Raw genomic sequence first — 18,152 nt, forward strand, 5'->3', positions numbered from 1 at the left:
GGCTCCCATGACGCGGTTCTTCGTCGACAGTTGGGATCCCGCCTACGGGGCCTCGTTCGAGGCGTCGGCGGCGGGGCCGGCCGCGCCGAGCAGCGCCCAGGTCGACGCCGACGCCGAGTTGCCCGCGGTGGACTGGCGGGCCATCGGCCCGCGCCCGGGGGTGCGGGCCCCGGACGTGGTGCTGCTCGTCGACGGGGTACGCCGGATCGACGCCAGCGTCTGGACGGCCGAGGAGGACGGCACCTCCTTCCCCGGCCTGGCCGCGTCGTACGCCGCCGGGGTGGTGCGGTGCGATCTGGAGCGTGGGGCGGCGCACCTGGCCGGGGCCAGGGTGGGCCGGGGCTTGTTCACCGCCAGCCCGTCGGCGGGCGGGGTGGTGGCCGGCAACGTCCGCTATCCGGTGCACCGGGTCAGCGGCACCGGCGAGTTGGCGAAGTTGCCGGCCGCCGTGCAGGGGCCGCTGACCGCGCTGGAGGTGGAGGTCTCCGACGCCGCCCGTACCGATGACGACCTGCTGGTGGTGGACGGGCCGTTACGCAACCGGCGGCAACTGCCGCGCACCCTCGGCTACATCAAGACCCAGCACAGCCAGTATCTCGACGCCCGGCTCACCGCCGTGGTCACCGGGCTGGCGCCGGGTCACCGGTCACCGGTGTTCCGGCTCGGCACCGCCTGGGGTGGCTGGTCGTGGTATCTGCGGCTGCCGGTGGCCGCCGGGGCGCCGTGGGCCGGCATCGTCCGGATCGAATGCTCCGCCGACCTGGAGATCACCGAGGCGGTACGGCTGGCGGATCTGTCGCTTGTCACGTTGCCCCGGTTCGCCTCCAGCCCGTACAAGGATCCCCGGGCTCCACAGAATCTGGTGCCGATCGCCGGCCTGGAGCGGCTGCTGCGGTCCCGGTTGGGTGATGCCCGGCTGCTGCACCGTGCGCTGACCGCCGCCGCCCGGACCAACCGCTGATGGGCCGCCGCCGCGACACCGAGCGGGTCACCGAACAGGTCGACACCGGGCTCGCCGAGCTGGCCCCGGATCCGGACCGCCCCGGCTCGTGGACGCTCATGCTGGACGGCGCACCACAGTCGCATGTGGACCTGAACGACCCGACCCACCTGGAGTTCGAGTACGTCCGGCGGCTGGCCGCCGCCTTCGACCTGATCGCGCCCGCCGGCACCCCGTTGCGGGTGCTGCACCTGGGCGGTGGCGCATTGACGCTGCCCCGGTACGTCGCCGCCACCCGACCCGGCTCCGCCCAGCGGGTGGTCGAGGTGGACGCCGCCCTGGTCGACCTGGTCCGGCGGGCCCTGCCGTGGCGGGCCGACGCACGTCTGAAGGTGCGGGTCGACGATGCCCGCGCGGCATTGACCAGCACCCGGGACGGCAGCTACGACGTGGTGGTCGCCGACGTGTTCGCCGGTGCCCGCACACCGGCCCGACTGACCTCGGTCCAGTACGCCGCCGAGGTGGCCCGGGTGCTGCGGCCGGGCGGCTGGTATCTGGCCAATCTCGCCGACGGCCCGCCGCTGCGCTACGCCCGGGGGCAGGTCGCCACCGTTCGTACCGTGCTGCCTCGGGGCTGCCTGGTCGCCGACGCCGCGGTGCTGCGCGGCCGCCGCTACGGCAACCTGGTGCTGGTCGCCGGCCGGCAGGAGCCACCGGTGGCGGAGTTGACCCGGCGGGCCGCCGGTGACTGGTTCCCCGGCCGGGTCCTCGCCGGAGCCGACCTCGACCACTTCGTCGGGGGTGCTGCCGTGGTCCACGACGAGCAGGCCACCGACTCCACGCCACCGCCGTCGGGAATTTTTTCCGTCCGACGTTGATCTGTTCGGCAGGGCCGTGCGTATCCATCGGCAGCCATGCCCGTGGGGGGACGGCTTTCTGTCCATGGACAACGGAGGTCTGCATGCACGCACTGGCGGCCGGTTGGCGCGGCGAGCGGGTGCGGGCGGACTGGATGTCCGCCCGGTCCCAGTCGCGGCCGACCACGACCACCAACGGGGTCGACTCGCGTGCGGCGGATCGCCAGAATAGCCCGGTGACGCCGCGACCCGCCCCTGGCCGCCACCAGGCGACGACCACCGAGGCCGCCCACTCCGACCAGTTGATCCGCACCCTGTACGCGGAACACGCCGGTCCGTTGCTGATGTTCGTGATGCGGCTGACCGGCGGTGACCGGCAGCGGGCGGAGGACATCGTCCAGGAGACGCTGCTGCGGGCCTGGCGCAACGCCCACCGGCTGGGCACACAGGGGCAGGGGTCGCTGCGCCCCTGGCTGGTGACGGTGGCCCGGCGCATCGCCATCGACGAGCACCGCAGTGAACAGGCCCGGCCGGCCGAGACGTACGACCGGGACCTGACCGCGTTCGCCGAGTCGGACAACACCGACCGGGTGCTGCGTTCGATGACGGTCGCCGACGCACTACGAACGTTGAGCCAGTCGCACCGGGAGATCCTGGTCGCGACCTACTTCCGAGGACGTACGGTGCCAGAGGCGGCCGAGGAACTTGGGCTGCCGTTGGGCACCGCCAAGTCACGGGTCTACTACGCGCTGCGCGCCCTGCGCACAGCCTTGCAGGAGAGGGGGGTGACGGAATGAGCCGGGTTGACCACATGGACGTCGCCGCGTACGCGCTCGGCGTGCTGGACGAACAGGACATGGAACGGTTCGAGGAACACCTCGCAACCTGCTGGGCGTGCGCCGCCGAGTTGGAGTCGATGGTGCCGGTGGTCGGGCTGCTCTCCGACATCGACGCGGAGTCGGTGACGGCGCTGGAGCAGACCCACACGAATCCGGTCCTGCTGGACCGGACGTTGGTGGCGATGCGTACGCACCGCCGCCGGGCACGGTTCCGGCAGATCCTCGCGACCGCCGCCGCGGTGGTGGTCTTCGGCGGGATCACCGGGGTGGTGTTCAGCAACCTGGCCGACAGCGGCACCGCGCCGCAGGTCGCCGGGCCGACCAGCGGGCCGGTGCAGGTGCCGAACACCGGCTCGGGTGACCCGGTTGGTCCGGGAGTCGGCGGTACCGAGCAGGAGGGTAGGCAGGTAAACGTCACCGACCCGACCACCGGGGTCACGGCGACGTTCTTCCTCGCCTCGAAGGACTTCGGCACCAACATCGCCTTCACGCTGGGTCGGCTGCCCGGTCCTCGCGAGTGCCGGCTGGTGGTGGTGCGCGAGGATGCCAGCACCGAGGTCATCTCCACCTGGTCGGTGCCGCAGGGCGGCTACGGCACCAACAGCAATCCGCAGAAGCTGAGCCTGGCCGCCGCCACGTCGTCGAAGTTGGACGCGGTGAAGCACTTCGAGGTGCAGGAGGTCGACGGCAAGGGTGCGGGCAAGCCGCTGGTGACGGTGCCTGCCAACTGACCACCACAGCGCAGCAAGGGCCCGCCTCGGTCGAGGCGGGCCCTTGCTCGTCTGCGCCGGGTTGAGGTACGCCCACACACGGACAGCTGTCGATTCCGGTTCAATCATCCGGGTGTGAAATGAGCCACCCTTCTGCTTTCAACCTTGACAGCCTCGTTTCCCGTACTTCCCGGTGACTTGTCAAGTATGAGGAGGGCACGTGGCAAAGATGAAGCGCACCGTCGTTGTCGCGAGCGCCATGGTCGCACTTACGGCCTGCGCGCCCGCGGGCTACAACGGAGCAGACCCCGGCGTGGCGGAACCGGTCGCTGTCGCCGCGGCCGACTCCACGTCCACCCCGGACCCGGAGAGCAGCGCGGACCCCGAGGCCAGCGCCGAACCGGGCGCCTCCGCGTCGCCCGGAGCGGAGCCTGAAGCCGACGCCCCACTGCCCGACGGTGCCGAGTTGACCGAGAGCCTGACCGGCAAGAAGTTCCCCCGGATGGGCAGCGCGGTCGTCAACCAGGACGGCTTCCTGCTGTACCGCTTCGACCGCGACAGCAACGACCCGCCCGCCACCAACTGCGAGGGCCAGTGCGCCGAGGTGTGGCCGCCGGCGCTGACCGACGGCAACCCGAAGCTCAAGGGCGTCTCCGACGACGCGGTCGGCACCATCACCCGCCCCGACGGCACCCGCCAGATCACCCTGGACGGCTGGCCGCTCTACACCTACATCGGTGACAAGAAGCCGGGCCAGTGGAAGGGCCAGGGCGTCGGCGGCACCTGGTTCGTGGTCAACCCCGACGGCAGCAAGAACCTGGAGTGCCTGCCCAAGGGCACCCCGAAGGCGGTCGAGCCGCCCTCGAAGACCAAGTCCGACAGTTCCGACTCGGACTACGACTACTGACCCTGTTCAGTCGGATGGCCGGCCGCAGCCCGTCGGGGGCGCGGCCGGCCATCGTCGTATGTCGGATAGAGCCGAATCAGTCGGGCACGGCTATGTGAAAGAAGCCGAACAGTTGATGGCCGGTGACCGAACGGCAAGTATCCGCACGAACCGGCTGACTGGTACATTGCCACACGTCGCGCGCCGGGGCGTCCGGCCACGGTGCGCCGAGCCTGACGCCCATCACGGTGAGTCGACAACTTATCGGGGGCTCCCGGCCTGGCCCGGGGCGACAACACATGGGATCTCGGCTTGTCTGCTGACCTTCTCTGGCATCGCGTTCCGCGTAGTTCGGCCACCGTCGAAGCGAGGCGATGACGATGGCACTACGCATCCACCGGGTAGTACCTAAGCGTTATCGACTCCGGCTCGTCCAAGCCCTTCCGCCGCAACGGCAACTCTGGCTCGTACGCCGACTGACCCGGCTGGCGCCACGTCAGACCCACACCCCCGTCGGCCGAGTGCACCAGGTCAACGACGGCGGTCGTCGAGTGGGAGCCGAGGTGGTCGAGCAGGCCACGCCGCTGGCACTCTGGCAGCGCAACCTCGACCTCGTGACCCAGACCCTGGACAAGGCGGGGATCGACTACTTCTGCGTCCGTCACGCCGACGACCTGCGCAGCGCGGTCGCCGTGCCCCTTGCTCGCAAGGGCGAGACGCTCCGGGCGCTGCAGGAGCTGACCGGGCAGCCGCAGATCACGGTGAGCGTGGTCAACGCACAGGGCAAGCAGGTCAGTCCAAGCGAGCGGGACGCCATCGTTCAGGTTTTCCACTGCGTGTCGGACCCCGGCAGCACCACGATCATCGGCAGTCGCTTCGCGTCGGAGGTCGAGTTCTGGCAGCTCGTGACGCCGAGCGACCGGCCAACCGCAGAGATCGTCGCACCGCGCAGCAACCAGGTGGCCGCAACCCTGCCCGCGCAGGGCGAGCCGGTCACCGTACCGGCCTCCCGGCTGACCCGGTTCGCCCCCGACCGGGGCGAGCCGGGCCGATACCGCAGCCGGGCGGAGTTTGCAGGGCTGGGTTACGAACACGTCACCTTCCCGATCGATGCCGTCTACACCTGGGTGGACGGCAATGACACCGACTGGCTGGAGCGCAAGAACCGGGCGCTGCGGCAACAGGCGGGAGCCGAGATCAACGAGGTCGCGCTCGATCCGTCCCGATACGTCAGCCGGGATGAACTGCGTTACTCGTTGCGCTCCCTGGTGAGCTACCTGCCCTGGATCCGGATGATCTATCTCGTCACGGACGATCAGATTCCACCGTGGCTGGACGTCGACCATCCGATGATCAGGGTTGTCCGGCACCGCGACATCTTCCGGGACACCGGCCAGCTACCCACCTTCAATTCACATGCCATCGAGTCCCGGCTGCACCGCATCGAGGGCCTCAGCGAGCACTTCATCTACGTCAACGACGACATGTTCTTCGGGCGGCCGCTGTTGCCGACCAAGTTCTTCCACGCCAACGGGATCGCCAAGTTCTTCCCCTCGCCGGCTCAACTCGACGTCGGCCCGGCGACGATCTACGACGCCCCGGTCACCGCCGCCGGGAAGAACAACCGGCGGCACATCCAGGACCGGTTCGGACGCACGATCACGCAGAAGATGCGCCATGTGCCGTACGCCCTGCGCAAGAGCGTGCTGGAAGACATCGAGCGACAGCTCACCGACGAGGTGCTGGGTACCGCCGACCATCAGTTCCGGCACCCGGCCGACCTGTCGATCCCGTCGTCCCTGCAGCACTACTGGTCGTACTTCTCCGGCAAGGCGACTCCCGCGACCATCGCCTACACCTACGCCGACCTGGCCCATCCCGCCACGCCGGTGCAGTTGGCGCAGCTCCTTGCCCGGCGTGATCGGGACGCCTTCTGCCTGAACGACACCGAGTCGGCCGAGGTGTCAATTCCCGAACAGCACGCGATGCTCACCGAGTTCCTCACGGCGTACTTCCCGTTCCGCGCCCCGTTCGAGCTTCCCGCCGACGTCGAAGCGGAGCGGGCACGACACACCGCGACGGCGCTCGCCTCGGCGAGCCTGCCTGGCCACGCCACGCCCGCCGCCCGGCCGTCTCGCGAAGGCCAGGTCGACGGTGCGATCGACGATCGCGAGCCGGTCGGATGAGCCCGAGCGAACGTCGCAGGTCGACACAGCCGCCACTGCGACTGCTCCAGGTGGTGTACGGCGCCCGGCGGCGCGCCGGTCTGGTCGCGGATCGTCTCGCCCGCCGCACCAACCAGCTGCGCCGGGATCCCGTCGCCGAGCTACCCAAGGTCGACTGCGACTTCTTCGCGGTACTCGACGGACGCACGCTGCACCTGCACGCGCTGCTGCCCAGTGCCGCGGTGCCCGCTCCGAGCCGGGCCACCCTGGTCTTCCTACAGGGTGCGCAGGTCGTGGAGTGCCCGGCAACGGTCGAGGCGGAAGGCGACGCCTTCGGGGTACGGGTGCAGGCCGCCTTCGGGACGGGCAACGACGACATCTCGCTCGCCAAGGGTGTCTGGTCGCTGGCGCTCGCGGTATCCGGCGAGGCCGGTGAACAGCAGTTCGCGTTGCGCGCCGGCGAGTCGCCGGAGCACGACGGACCGACGGTGCCGGCGCCGCCGCACCCGATCTCCGGCTGGCGGTACGAACCCGGCCTCGGCCCGCACGGGCTGGCCCAACTAACGGTCACGGGGGCCAAGGCCCGTGCCGAGGTGATCCAGCTGGCAACGGGACGCACCGAGGCGCGAATCCAGGCTCGCCTGCTCGGCGTCCGCTCGCTGGAGGACCCGGTCGTGGTCTTCACTCCGCGCGCCGGTGGCGCAGACCTGGTCATCCCGATCGACCCGGTCGACGGCCGGTTCGAGTTCGTCGTGCCCCTGGCCGAGTTGGCCTCCGGTCCGCCGGGCACCGAGGTGATCTGGGAGGCGTGGGTACGCACCTCCCCCACGCGCATGATCCGTCTCGGCCGGTTCCTCCACGACCTCCGTGATCCGCGCACGGTCCTGCGGGTCAGCCGGACCACCGTGGTGGTCGGCGACCGGCACTTCGTGGGATACCGGCCCTACTACACCAAGGCCGGCAATCTTGCCGTCGCCTGTCTGCACTTCACGGGGGCACCGACATGAAGATCACCTTCCTGCTCAACACAGCCGACGCCCTTGGCGGAACCGAACGGGCCATCCTGACCCAGGCCGACTACCTGGCGCGACGACACGACGTCGAAGTGATAAGCGTCTTCCGCACCAGCGACACCAGCTTCTTCGCCATCGACGAGCGGGTGCGCCGCCGTTACCTGGTCGACCTGACCGGGCCCACTCCCCGCCCCCAGCGGGCCACCTCGGTCGACGACGCCAGCTACGTGGCGTTGGCGAACAGCGCCAGCCGACTGATCCCGAAGCCCTGGGAGAGGCAGTTCAACCGGCTGGCCGACCTGGAGGTCGAGCGGGCGCTGCGTTCGCTCGACACCGACGTACTGGTCTCGTCGTCACCCGCCCTGATGTCGCTGGCGACCACGCTGGCACCCCCCGGGGTGGTGACCGTGCACCAGGAACACCGGCCCTCGCAGCTACGTGGCGGGACGGGCCAACCGCTGTTCCAGATGTCCCCCCGGTTGGACGCCCTCGTCGTGTTGACCGATCGGACGCGGGACTGGTTCGTCGACACTTTTGGCACGTCCTGCCCGCGGCTGGAAGTCATCCCCAACAGCATTCCGGACGGCTACCGACCCCGCTCCGACCTGCGCAATCCGGTCGTTGCCATCGCCGGGCGGATGGTGCCGGAGAAGCGGATCGACCATGCCATCCGCGCCTTCGGCAAGGTGGCCGCCGCCCATCCGGACTGGACCTTGCGGGTCTACGGTGACGGCCCGCTGCTGCCGGAGATGCGTCGCCTCGCCTCTGACCTTGGTCTGCACGACAACGTGCAGGTCCTCGGCGCGACCGACCGTATGACCGAGGAGTGGTCGAAGGCCAGTGTCGCCCTGCTCTCCTCGCGGGACGGCGAAGCCCTGCCCCTGGTGTTGCTGGAGGCGTTCGCTGCAGGTGTACCCGCGGTGAGCTACGACATCCAGACCGGCCCGGCCGAGATCATCACGCACGGCGTGGACGGTCTGCTGGTCAGTTCCGGCGACGAGGACCAACTCGCCCAGGCGCTGATCCGGCTCGTCGGCGACGACGAGTTGCGGCGTAGCTTCGGCGCGAACGCTCTGGTCGCTGCCGAGCGGTACCGTATCGGGCCGATCATGCAGCGGTGGGAGAACCTGTACGCCGAACTCGTTGCCGAGCACGCCGACACCGAACAGCTTCGCGCCGACCGGCTCGCGACCTGGCTGGCACGGGCGGGCGGGTCCGGCTTCGCGCCTGCTGCACCCCGGCCCTCCCATGTCGCCACCGGCCCTGACCTGGAGTCGCTGGAGCAGCAGGTCGACGAGGCGGTACCCGGACTGGTGCGCAGCGGCGGACGGCTCAGTGTCGTGGCCGACGACCTGGTTCCCGCCGATGCCGCGTACGCCAACTTCACCGCCGTGGTCGACGTGCTGGAGCGGTCCGGCATCTCGTACTGGGTCGCCCGCGATCCGGGCGTACGGCACCGGGTTGTCGTCGCGCTGGAGCAGCGGGAGGCGACGCTGACGGCGTTGGCCGCCGCCTTCGCCAAGGCCCCGTACTACGTCGAGACCCTGACGGCCGGTGCCAAGGTGACCGGGGTGACGCTGGCAGCGTGCCTGGCCACCGAGCCGCGCGCCGCCGACGCGCAGGGACTGCGGGTGTTCCGACCGGTCGTCTCCACGTCGCGGACCTTGCGTTACGGTCCCGCGCTCGGCTGTGATGTCGAGTTCTGGGTGCCTTCCCCGGAGGGCGACGCTCTGATCGCGACCCGCCGCACCCTGCTCGGCAACTCCGTGCCGGTGGCGGCGATGGCACCGGCCATCCTCACCGTCCGGGATCGGCAGCACCCCACCATCAAGCCTTTCACCGAACGGCTCGTCTCCGAGGTGGACTTCCCCGTCGACGTGGTCTACACCTGGGTCGACGGGTCGGATCCGGCCTGGGTGGCCGACAAGAACAGCCTCCTGGCGAGCCTGGGGCGGGCACCTGTCGAGGCGGCGGAGAGCACCGCCCGGTTCCGCGACCGCGAGGAGCTTCGCTACTCGTTGCGATCCATCGACATGTACGCGCCCTGGGTACGCAACATCTACCTGGTCACCGCGGGGCAGAGCCCGGCATGGCTGGACACCGACCATCCGCGCGTCACCGTGGTGGACCACCGGGATCTCTTCGGCTCCCGAGGTGCGCTACCGACGTTCAATTCGCACGCCATCGAATCGCAGCTGCATCACATCGACGGCCTGGCGGAGCACTTCCTCTACTTCAACGACGACTTCTTCCTGGGACGCCCGGTCGGGCCGACGCTGTTCTTCCGCAGCAACGGCCTGTCGCAGTTCTTCCTCTCCCCGACCTCCATTCCCATGCTGGAGGTCAGCGCGGACGACGACTTCAACTTCAGCGCGGCGAAGAACAACCGGCGACTCATCCGGCAGGCGTTCGACGCCACCCTCACCCACGGCCTCCTGCACGCGCCGTACGCGATGCGTCGGAGTGTGGCGTACGACCTCGGCAAGGCCTTCGCCAGCGAGATCGACCGGACTGCGGCGAGCCGGCTACGTGACCACGCCGACGTCTCGGTCGCCTCCTCGTTGCACCACTACTACGGGTATCTCACCGGACGTTCGGTGCAGGGCGGCATCCGGGTCAGCTACGTCAACACCGGCGATCCGAGCGAGCACCCGCAGCTGACCCAGATCCTCATCACCCGAGGCTACGACGCGTTCTGCCTCAACGACACCCACCACGGTCAACTCGACGAGGCGGAGCAGAATCGCATCGTCGCCGGTTTCCTGGAGAGCTACTTCCCGGTGGCCAGCCAGTTCGAGCGAGGCAGTACGCGCAACCGCGCTCACCGATACGCGTAGCGGGGCGTACCGACAGATCGGACAGCTGCCATGGGCTTCCGCCCAGGGCAGCTGTTCAATCTGGTCAGGAAACCTGGAAATCGCCCAACGAACTGCGCCTGCTGTTCGGCAGGGTCGGTGCGTCGACCTGTGGGGCCCGAGGCGTGCCCGGCACGGGCCGCTGCGCGTCGCGCCACAGGGCGGTGGCGCCCAGCTTGCGGCGCTCGGCCACCTCGTCGTCGGGCAGCTCGAACGGTGCGGGGAACGGCAGGTAGCGGGGCAGGAAGTCGGCAAGCATCCGCTCCTGCTCCTCGAAGGCGCGCGGATCCGAGTCGGTGTCGTTGAGGCAGAACACGTCGCGGTTGCGGTGGGCCAGCAGCTCGGCCAGGCGCGCGGGCGTCGACGGGTGGCCGAGGTCGGTGTACTCGTACTCGATGTGTCCGGGGACCGCCTGTGCGGTCAGATAAGCCCAGTACTGGTGCAACGACGACGGGATCGACAGGTCTTCGTGGTGGCGGAACCGGTGCCGGGCCGTGGCGAGCACGTCCGCCGGCAGCATCGCCTCGATCTGGTGCATGATGCTGCGCCGCAGGGCGAACGGGGTGTGCTTCATCTTCTGCGTGATGGTCACGCCGAACTGGCGCTGGATGTGCCGGCGGTTGTTCTTCCCGGCGGCGTTGACCGGCGGGTCGCTGGGTCTCGCCTCGCCGAGCCCGAACTGTGCCGGGGAGAGGAAGAACTTCGCGATGCCGTTGGCGTGGAAGAAGTGCGTCGGGAGCAGCGGCCGGCCCAGGAAGACGTCGTCGTTGAGGTAGAGAAAGTGCTCGGCCAGGCCCTCGATGCGGTGCAGTCGGGACTCGATGGCGTGCGAGTTGAACGACGACAGGCCACCGATGTCGGCGAACAGTTCGGCGTGCGAAACGACGGTGATCATCGGGTGGGTCGGGTCGAGCCAACTCGGCAACTGGCTGTCGGTGACCACGAAGATCTTCCTCAGCCAGGGCGCGAAGCTGTGCAGCGAACGCATCGAGTACCGCAGCTCGTCCCGGTTGTGGTAGCGCGAGGTGTTGGCGGCGATCGCGTGCAGCGGACCACCGGGCGTCCCCATCGCTGCCTGCTTGCGTTCGCGCCATTCCGGGTCCGAGCCGTCGACCCAGGTGTAGACCGCGTCGATCGGGAAGCCCACCCGGTCCGGTGCGCGTACGGCCAGGTCACGACGGGTGCCGTAGGTGTGGTCGTCGGCCTCGGGTACGAAGTGGCTGAGCAGTGCGGCGGCGACCCGTACCGGTTCGGCGCGGGCCGGAGCCTCGTCGATCACCGCGTTGTGCCGGGGTGCCCGGACCACGTCGCCGGCCCGGGTCCACAGCTCGATCTCGCAGGCGAACTGCGCGCCCAGCACCACGCCCGCCCGGGCGTCGGTCACCGGGAACCACACCTGGATCACTTCGGTCGGTGCCCGGTCCGGCTGGTGGCGTTCGGGCCGTACCTCGACGATCCGCACGTGTGCGCCCGACAACTCGGGCGCGGAGCGGACCAGCCGCCGTAGCGCGTCACGCTTGTCGTCAAGGACCGCCACCGTGCTCCGCAGGTAGTCGTCGTTGCGTACGCAGTGGTATTCGATGCCTGCGGACTCCAGGCTGGAGGTGACGGCGGTCAGGTTGCGGTGCCACATCTGCAGCGGCGTGGCCGCCGCGACGACCTCGGCCTCGGTGCGGACCCCGTCGTCGGAAACGGTCACCCGGGCGCCGACAGGGTGCACCGTCTCCCCGCCGCGAGGGCGGGTGAGGGTACGCACCATGGCGAGCCGCTGATGCTCGGGGAGCAACCGGAGCAGGTGGCGCCGGACAGCAGGCGGAAGAAGGCGGTAGACGCGCAGCGCAATCATCAGATCGTCGAGGTCCGACGGGTCACCTTTCGGCGACCACGTCAGTGCTGAGGCTCGTGCGGCGAAGCGACGGCCGTTGGCCGTCCTGGTTGAACAACCGCTACGGCAGTCATTCCGTTACCTCCTGCGCAAGTCCCCGTGGTGCGCGGTCCGGCCCCTGTCGGATGACCGACCGTCCGTCACCGGGCCATGTACCGGCGTCGTTGCAGGCCGGACGGTCACCGCGCAGGTCGGACCATAACAGCGCAGTTGGCTAACGAGATAGTGATCAAACCTTGCCATTACCGTCGTGTCGGATTGTGACGCCAGCTACATCGGCATATGCGCGCATTTGACCGAAGAATCCTGGCCGATCAGGTGGCCAGGAGGTGAACGTACGGCTCATCGGCACCGTCCGTGGACCCGAAACGTGCCTGGCCCCGCACTGCTCAGGCGCCCACCGAGGTGGCACAGTGGGGTCGTGACCGGGACCGCGCCCACCGCGAGCCGGACGCTGCGCCCGCCACCCGACTACCGGCTGGTCGCATCGATCCGGCCACTCACCTTCAGCCCGTACGATCCCTGCGCACGGATCACCAGCGACACCCTCTGGTGGGCCGCTCGTACGCCGATCGGACCCGCCACCCTGGCCCTGCAGAGCAGCGGCGGCGAACTGCGCGCCGACGGGTACGGGCCAGGTGCCGGCTGGATGGTCGAGCACGCCGACGCGATCGCCGGGCTGTGCGACGACCTCACCGGCTTCGCCGACCTGGCCCGGTCACATCCGGTGGTGGCCCGACTCGCGGCCCAGCACGCCGGCTTGCGGCTGCCCGCCACCGGGCTGATCTTCCCCCGGGTGCTCCGGGCCGTCTTCGAACAGAAGGTCACCGGCAAGGAGGCATACCGGGCGTACGCGGCCACCGTCCGCCACTTCGCCGAGCCGGCGCCGGGCCCGGTGTCGCTGCTGCTGCCCCCCGAGCCGGCAGCCGTGGCAGCCGCCCCCTACTGGGTTTTCCATCCGTTCGGCGTGGAGCAGCGCCGCGCCGAGACACTGCGCCGCGCCGCCGCGGTCGCGGACCGGCTTGAACGCAGTGCGGACTCGTCGACGGCCACCCGCGCCCTGTTGACGATCAACGGGATCGGTCCGTGGACGGCCGCCGAGGTCGTCCGGGTGGCGTACGGGGACGCGGACGCGGTAAGCGTCGGCGACTACCACGTACCGAACACGGTGGCCTGGGCCCTGGCCGGCGAGGCACGCGCCGACGACGCCCGGATGCTGGAGTTGCTGGAGCCGTTCCGGGGGCATCGGGGCCGGGTCTGTCGGCTGCTGGAAGCCGCCGGCATCCATGCGCCGAGGTTCGGCCCACAGATGCCGATCCGTTCCTTCGCCCGCTACTGACCTGCGTTCCTGCTGACCTTCGGGAACCGCTGACCGGGCGACCGACAGGGCATCACGCGGCCTCGCGCAGGTCGGCAAGATCCACCGGGCTCCACCGGCGCAGCAGCGCCGCCAACTCGGCCACCGTGGCCACCTCGCCGAGCACGTTGTCGCCGCCGCCGAAGCGGTGGGGATAGCGGTGGACCAGCCGGTAGACGTGCCGGCCCCGGATCAGCTCGACGCTGACCCGCCACCGTCCGCAGCACCCGCACACCCACTCCGACACCCCGCGAAAGTAGCTCTGACCTGCGGTTATGCGAACTTCCCAGGCGAGTGGTGACGACTCAGCGACGGACACGCCACCCACCGACCAGCCGTGATCTGCCTCACCGTTGTCGGTGGGGTCTGGTTGACTGTCGCCGTGGACCTGCCGATCAACCCGCCGGTGGAGCCGATGCTCGCCCGCAGCGTCGCGTCGATCCCCACCGGGCCGGGAATGACCTACGAGCCCAAGTGGGACGGTTTCCGCTGCATCATCTTCCGCGACGGCGACGAGGTGGAGCTGGCCAGCCGGGGCGGCAAGCTGATGACCCGCTACTTCCCCGAGGTGGTCGAGCAGGCCCGACGGCAGTTGCCGGCGCGCTGCGCGGTCGACGGTGAGCTGATCGTGATCCGCCGCGACAGCCCGGACGCGGCGCCCCGGCTCGACTTCGAGCTGCTGGCCCAGCGCATCCACCCGGCCGCCTCCCGGGTGAAGCTGCTCGCCGAGACCACGCCCGCCGACTTCGTCGCCTTCGACCTGCTCGCCCTCGACGGCGAGAGCCTGCTCGACGTGCCCTACCCGACCCGACGCGCCCGGCTGGAGCAGGCCCTGGCAAAGGTGCGCCCGCCGGTGCACGTCACCCAGATCACCACCGACGCCGAGACCGCCCGTCGCTGGTTCGACGTGTTCGAGGGCGCCGGGCTGGACGGGCTGATCGCCAAACCCGCCGACCTGCCGTACGAGCCGGGCAAGCGGCTCATGTTCAAGGTCAAGCACGCCCGCACCGCGGACGTGGTGGTCGCCGGGTTCCGCTGGCACAAGTCCGGCCCGGTGGTCGGCTCGCTGCTGCTCGGGCTCTACGACGACGCGCAGGTGCTGCACCACATCGGGGTGAGCGCCTCGTTCACCATGGCCCGCCGAGCCGAGCTGCTGGAGGAGTTGGCCCCCTACCGCGAGGTCGGAGCCGATCACCCGTGGGTGCACGGCGACCACGAGCGCGGCCAACGCATCCCGGGCGGGGTCAGCCGGTGGACCGGCACCAAGAACCTGGAATGGGAGCCGCTGCGCCCGGAGCTGGTGGTCGAGGTGGCGTACGACGCGATGGAGGGTGACCGGTTCCGGCACACCGCCCGGTTCGTCCGTTGGCGGCCCGACCGTGACCCGCTCTCCTGCCGGTACGACCAGTTGGACCGGCCGGTCCGCTTCGATGTGGACCAGGTCCTGCGCGGCGATCCGACGGTGACGGTCGGGTCCGGCACCGGCTCCGCGTAGCCTGACGATCGCACCGATCACGGAGGCTCGCTCGTGACCCGTACTACCGATCCGATCCGCCGCCGACGGCTGACCCTCGCCGGCCTGGTGTCCGCTGCGGTGATCGCCGCCGGATGCACGCTGCCGGCACTCGCGCCGCGCAGCGACGTCGAGGGCGAGGCCGCCCCGCCGGGCACGACACCGACCTGGCAGGCCTGCCCGGAGGTGGCCGACGAGGTGGTCGGGCGGGGCGCACCCGGCATCCGGTACGAATGCACCCGCATCCAGGTCCCCCGCGACTGGGCCGGCGGCAGTGGCGCCACAACAGGTCCCGGCGCCGGCGAGACCTTCGAGATCGCCCTGATCCGGGCCCGCTCCGACAAGCAACGCGACCGCATCGGCTCCCTGCTGGTCAACCCCGGTGGTCCCGGCGGCTCGGGCGTGGACACCGCCGTCTACCTCTCCTTCGGCGAGCAGTACGGCGGCCTGCCCGACCGCATCATGGAACGCTTCGACATCGTCGGCTTCGACCCGCGCGGGGTGGCCCGGTCCAGCCCGGTGGAATGCATCTCCGACGCCGACCTCGACGCCGTCTTCGGCTCCGACCCCGACCCGCAGAACCAGGAGTCCTTCGACGACCTCGTGGCGCTGGCCAACCGCATCGGCCAGGGCTGCGGCGACAAATACGGCGACCAACTCCCGCTGTACGGCACCGAGCAGGCCGCCCGGGACATGGACGCGATCCGCGCGGCGATCGGCGACGACAAGCTCACCTACCTGGGCTACTCCTACGGCACCCTGCTCGGTGCCACGTACGCCCAGTTGTTCCCGCAGCGGGTGCGGGCGCTGGTGCTCGACGGCGCGATCGACCCCCGACAGGGCCTGATCGAAGGGTCGGAGAGCCAGGCCAAGGGCTTCGAGCGGGCCTTCGACAACTTCCACAGGTGGTGCGCGGCCAACGCCGCCCGCTGCCCGATCGCGCCCGACGCCCGCGCCGCCGTCATCTCCGCCATCGACAAGGCCCGGGTGTCACCTGCCCGTTCCGCCGACGGCCGGGAAGCCACCGCCGGCTGGGTCTTCTACGCGGTCATCTCCTCGCTCTACACGGAGAGCGGCTGGCAGGAGCTGGCCCGCGCCATCGACCAACTGGAGGGCGGCAACCCGCAGGGCGTGTTCCGCCTCGCCGACAGCTACGCCGACCGCGACGACAAGGGCCACTACACAAACCTCTTCGACGCCAACACGGCAATCAACTGCGCCGACGAGGAGGAACGACCCAACCTCGACCGCATCCGCCAACTGCAGTCCCAGTGGCGCACGCAGTACCCGCTGTTCGGCCCGGCGTTGGCCACCGGCCTGATCTCCTGCACCGAATGGCCAGGCGGCAGCGACCCCTACCCCACCGGCCGCGCCGACGGCGCCCCACCGATCCTGATCGTCGGCACCACCGGCGACCCGGCCACACCGTACGAACAGACCCCGGCCCTGGCCGAGATGCTCGGCGTGGGCCGGGTGCTCACCTGGGAAGGCGAAGGCCACACCGCGTACCCGCAGACCGCCTGCATCACCCAGGCCGTCGACGCGTACCTGATCGACCTCACCGTGCCGGCCGAGGGGAAACGCTGCCCAGCGCGCTGACCCATCGGCTCTCGCCGGGCTGGCGACGGTCGCATGCGTCGGCTCACCCTGCCCGGGATCGGCAGGCAAGTCGCGTGTCCGTGAGAGCAGCAGCCCCATCTCGGCCTCGGTATGCGCCGAGCCCGCATGAGCCACGATCCGCCGACGCACGCCGACCGACTCGGCGATCTGCACCGCCGTCGCGCCCGACGCCGTCCGTACCCGCCGAATCCACGCCACGAACCCGAGCGTAGGGGACCAATTAGTGCCTCAGAAACAGATACGTCGGCGAGGTGCGGTCGTGCCCGAGCCGAACCGTCTCGGCGACCGCCTCCAACTCAAGCCAGTTCAATGCCGGTGTGGTCCCCGCGAACAGCCGGTTCGCCAATGCAGTCAAGGCCCTCTTCAGCTGGCCTGTTCTCCCGTCGCGTTCCTGGGCGAGGACCCCGATCTCCCACAACGGCCGGGCGAGCCCCGACCGAGGTTGATGCCCTGCGCGTCCGCCATTTGCTCGGCGCGATGAATGATCTCATCGATCTCGCGTTCATAGAGCCCGAGATCCTCGACGGCCTGCACGAACCCAAGCACCCTGACGTGAATCGCAAGTTCCAGATCAGCTTCTTTGTATACGGCGCGATCTTCCTCAAGCGCGCCCTCGGTTATCGAAACAGCAGTCAACCTGTCCAAAAGTGGATCTTGCGAAGCGGTGACTACCCTTTCAGCAAAACCGGCAACCATTTCGATGGTCCGACCGCGATCAAAGCGTTTCTTGACTGCAATCTCAAACGCAGCGTTGACCACTGCAGCAATCGCGTCGTTCGACTGCTCACGCGGCAACGCAGCCACCCGCTCGCGGTCATATACGGCCATAGCCCTCAACGTCTGACCAATCACCGATCTCGGTTGAATGCCCGCATCATTGCCGCCACCTTTGGTAGCAGCACTTACACGCGTCCCACGCCGAGATCGTTCAGCCTTCCGGCGCCAACGATCCAGCCGCTTCTCCGCCGCCCTGACCAACTCCGCCACATCCCGTTCAGACAGACGCGCCGTCCGAACTGATTCTTCGAGAATAGGTAGAACCAGCAGTCGATCACGACGTCGAAGATCAAGTGGATGGGCTTCCCCCATAGCCAGATCAACGAGCGCCTTAACGACATCGGGCGCGACCGGAGTACGCCTCTGCCTCGTGAGGATGACTGAAACGAAGGTTTGCGCCGCTTCGGTATCGACGTCTTGGGCAAACATTCGCCGCATCGCGACAATCCATGCTTGGTAGATCAGCTCGGGTGCCGAGACAGGGTGGACCATCAGGAGCAATATATGCTGCATATCTTGATGAATCAGATACTGCCATACACGCTTCCCGGCACCCGTCGCCGGCACCAGGGTCACCTCTCCTGCCTCCCGTACCACCGTCTCGCTACCTCCACTGCCATCTTCACCGCACGTCTTGCTATCGCACAGACTCCCAAGAATCGCATAAACCAGCCAGTCGCTGGATCAGAGTGTGCTGCCTTGATCGCCTATCCGCAGTTGCGTAGCCATGTCACG

General features: G+C 69.4%; 14 protein-coding genes and 1 pseudogene. 11 read left to right on the top strand and 4 right to left on the bottom strand.

All coding sequences use genetic code 11. From position 1 onward, the window contains the following. The first annotated feature begins 7 nt into the window (after positions 1-7). The 8 genes from C1A38_RS12585 to C1A38_RS12620 all read left to right on the top strand — a co-directional run bounded on the left by C1A38_RS12585 (position 8) and on the right by C1A38_RS12620 (position 10,247). Positions 8-961: a hypothetical protein gene (locus tag C1A38_RS12585; RefSeq protein ID WP_102658008.1), complete on the top strand. Its 954-nt coding sequence runs from the start codon at positions 8-10 to the stop codon at positions 959-961. Continuing rightward, positions 961-1,818: a spermidine synthase gene (locus C1A38_RS12590; protein ID WP_102658009.1), complete on the top strand. Its 858-nt coding sequence runs from the start codon at positions 961-963 to the stop codon at positions 1,816-1,818. Before C1A38_RS12585 ends, C1A38_RS12590 begins: the two co-directional genes overlap by 1 nt. Before the next feature lie 83 nt (positions 1,819-1,901). Further along, positions 1,902-2,594 (top strand): sigma-70 family RNA polymerase sigma factor, encoded by a 693-nt coding sequence (locus tag C1A38_RS12595; RefSeq protein ID WP_102658010.1) that lies wholly within the window; start codon positions 1,902-1,904, stop codon positions 2,592-2,594. After that, complete coding sequence (locus C1A38_RS12600) at positions 2,591-3,367, top strand: anti-sigma factor (RefSeq protein ID WP_102658011.1); 777 nt, start codon at positions 2,591-2,593, stop codon at positions 3,365-3,367. The genes C1A38_RS12595 and C1A38_RS12600 overlap by 4 nt, the downstream gene beginning before the upstream one ends. Before the next feature lie 199 nt (positions 3,368-3,566). Continuing rightward, positions 3,567-4,253: a COG4315 family predicted lipoprotein gene (locus C1A38_RS12605; RefSeq protein ID WP_102658012.1), complete on the top strand. Its 687-nt coding sequence runs from the start codon at positions 3,567-3,569 to the stop codon at positions 4,251-4,253. A gap of 530 nt (positions 4,254-4,783) precedes the next feature. Then, on the top strand, positions 4,784-6,418 hold the full coding sequence (locus tag C1A38_RS12610; protein ID WP_233196789.1) for a stealth family protein: 1,635 nt from the start codon (positions 4,784-4,786) through the stop codon (positions 6,416-6,418). Continuing rightward, positions 6,415-7,404 carry a hypothetical protein gene (locus tag C1A38_RS12615; RefSeq protein WP_146017529.1) on the top strand — a complete coding sequence of 330 codons (990 nt, stop codon included), beginning with the start codon at positions 6,415-6,417 and terminating at the stop codon, positions 7,402-7,404. The genes C1A38_RS12610 and C1A38_RS12615 overlap by 4 nt, the downstream gene beginning before the upstream one ends. Further along, positions 7,401-10,247, top strand: a complete 2,847-nt coding sequence (locus C1A38_RS12620) for a stealth family protein (protein WP_102658014.1) — start codon at positions 7,401-7,403, stop codon at positions 10,245-10,247. Before C1A38_RS12615 ends, C1A38_RS12620 begins: the two co-directional genes overlap by 4 nt. A 64-nt stretch (positions 10,248-10,311) precedes the next feature. On the opposite strand, the gene C1A38_RS12625 is transcribed toward C1A38_RS12620, so the two are convergent. Next, complete coding sequence (locus tag C1A38_RS12625) at positions 10,312-12,051, bottom strand: stealth family protein (protein WP_233196790.1); 1,740 nt, start codon at positions 12,049-12,051, stop codon at positions 10,312-10,314. Positions 12,052-12,571: 520 nt separating this feature from the next. On the opposite strand from C1A38_RS12625, the gene C1A38_RS12630 reads away from it, so the two are divergent. Further along, positions 12,572-13,489, top strand: a complete 918-nt coding sequence (locus C1A38_RS12630; RefSeq protein ID WP_102658016.1) for a DNA-3-methyladenine glycosylase family protein — start codon at positions 12,572-12,574, stop codon at positions 13,487-13,489. 52 nt (positions 13,490-13,541) lie between these two features. Here C1A38_RS12630 and C1A38_RS12635 read toward each other — a convergent pair whose 3' ends face one another. Then, complete coding sequence (locus tag C1A38_RS12635; RefSeq protein WP_102658017.1) at positions 13,542-13,754, bottom strand: hypothetical protein; 213 nt, start codon at positions 13,752-13,754, stop codon at positions 13,542-13,544. 135 nt (positions 13,755-13,889) lie between these two features. Here C1A38_RS12635 and C1A38_RS12640 point away from each other — a divergent pair, with 135 nt between their 5' ends. Both C1A38_RS12640 and C1A38_RS12645 read left to right on the top strand, forming a co-directional pair. Beyond that, positions 13,890-15,002 carry an ATP-dependent DNA ligase gene (locus tag C1A38_RS12640; RefSeq protein WP_102658050.1) on the top strand — a complete coding sequence of 371 codons (1,113 nt, stop codon included), beginning with the start codon at positions 13,890-13,892 and terminating at the stop codon, positions 15,000-15,002. 54 nt (positions 15,003-15,056) lie between these two features. After that, the gene (locus C1A38_RS12645; protein ID WP_502696934.1) at positions 15,057-16,619 is read left to right on the top strand and encodes an alpha/beta hydrolase; all 1,563 of its coding nucleotides are present in this window, start codon (positions 15,057-15,059) and stop codon (positions 16,617-16,619) included. A gap of 42 nt (positions 16,620-16,661) precedes the next feature. Here C1A38_RS12645 and C1A38_RS32595 read toward each other — a convergent pair. Next, positions 16,662-16,838: pseudogene (locus tag C1A38_RS32595) on the bottom strand (IS1634 family transposase); the annotation flags it as partial. Between the two features lie 165 nt (positions 16,839-17,003). Continuing rightward, the gene (locus C1A38_RS30825; protein WP_146017530.1) at positions 17,004-17,993 is read right to left on the bottom strand and encodes a hypothetical protein; all 990 of its coding nucleotides are present in this window, start codon (positions 17,991-17,993) and stop codon (positions 17,004-17,006) included. Positions 17,994-18,152 lie beyond the last annotated feature (159 nt).

It is taken from the genome of Verrucosispora sp. ts21, assembly GCF_002879555.1.
Taxonomy (GTDB): Bacteria; Actinomycetota; Actinomycetes; order Mycobacteriales; family Micromonosporaceae; genus Micromonospora; species Micromonospora gifhornensis.

Bases quoted from the DNA above. Each gene is read 5' to 3' on its own strand.
- C1A38_RS12595 (WP_102658010.1), top strand. From the start codon at position 1,902: ATGCACGCACTGGCGGCCGGTTGGCGCGGCGAGCGGGTGCGGGCGGAC.
- C1A38_RS12585 (WP_102658008.1), top strand. From the start codon at position 8: ATGACGCGGTTCTTCGTCGACAGTTGGGATCCCGCCTACGGGGCCTCG.
- C1A38_RS12615 (WP_146017529.1), top strand. From the start codon at position 6,415: ATGAGCCCGAGCGAACGTCGCAGGTCGACACAGCCGCCACTGCGACTG.
- C1A38_RS12620 (WP_102658014.1), top strand. From the start codon at position 7,401: ATGAAGATCACCTTCCTGCTCAACACAGCCGACGCCCTTGGCGGAACC.
- C1A38_RS12600 (WP_102658011.1), top strand. From the start codon at position 2,591: ATGAGCCGGGTTGACCACATGGACGTCGCCGCGTACGCGCTCGGCGTG.
- C1A38_RS12590 (WP_102658009.1), top strand. From the start codon at position 961: ATGGGCCGCCGCCGCGACACCGAGCGGGTCACCGAACAGGTCGACACC.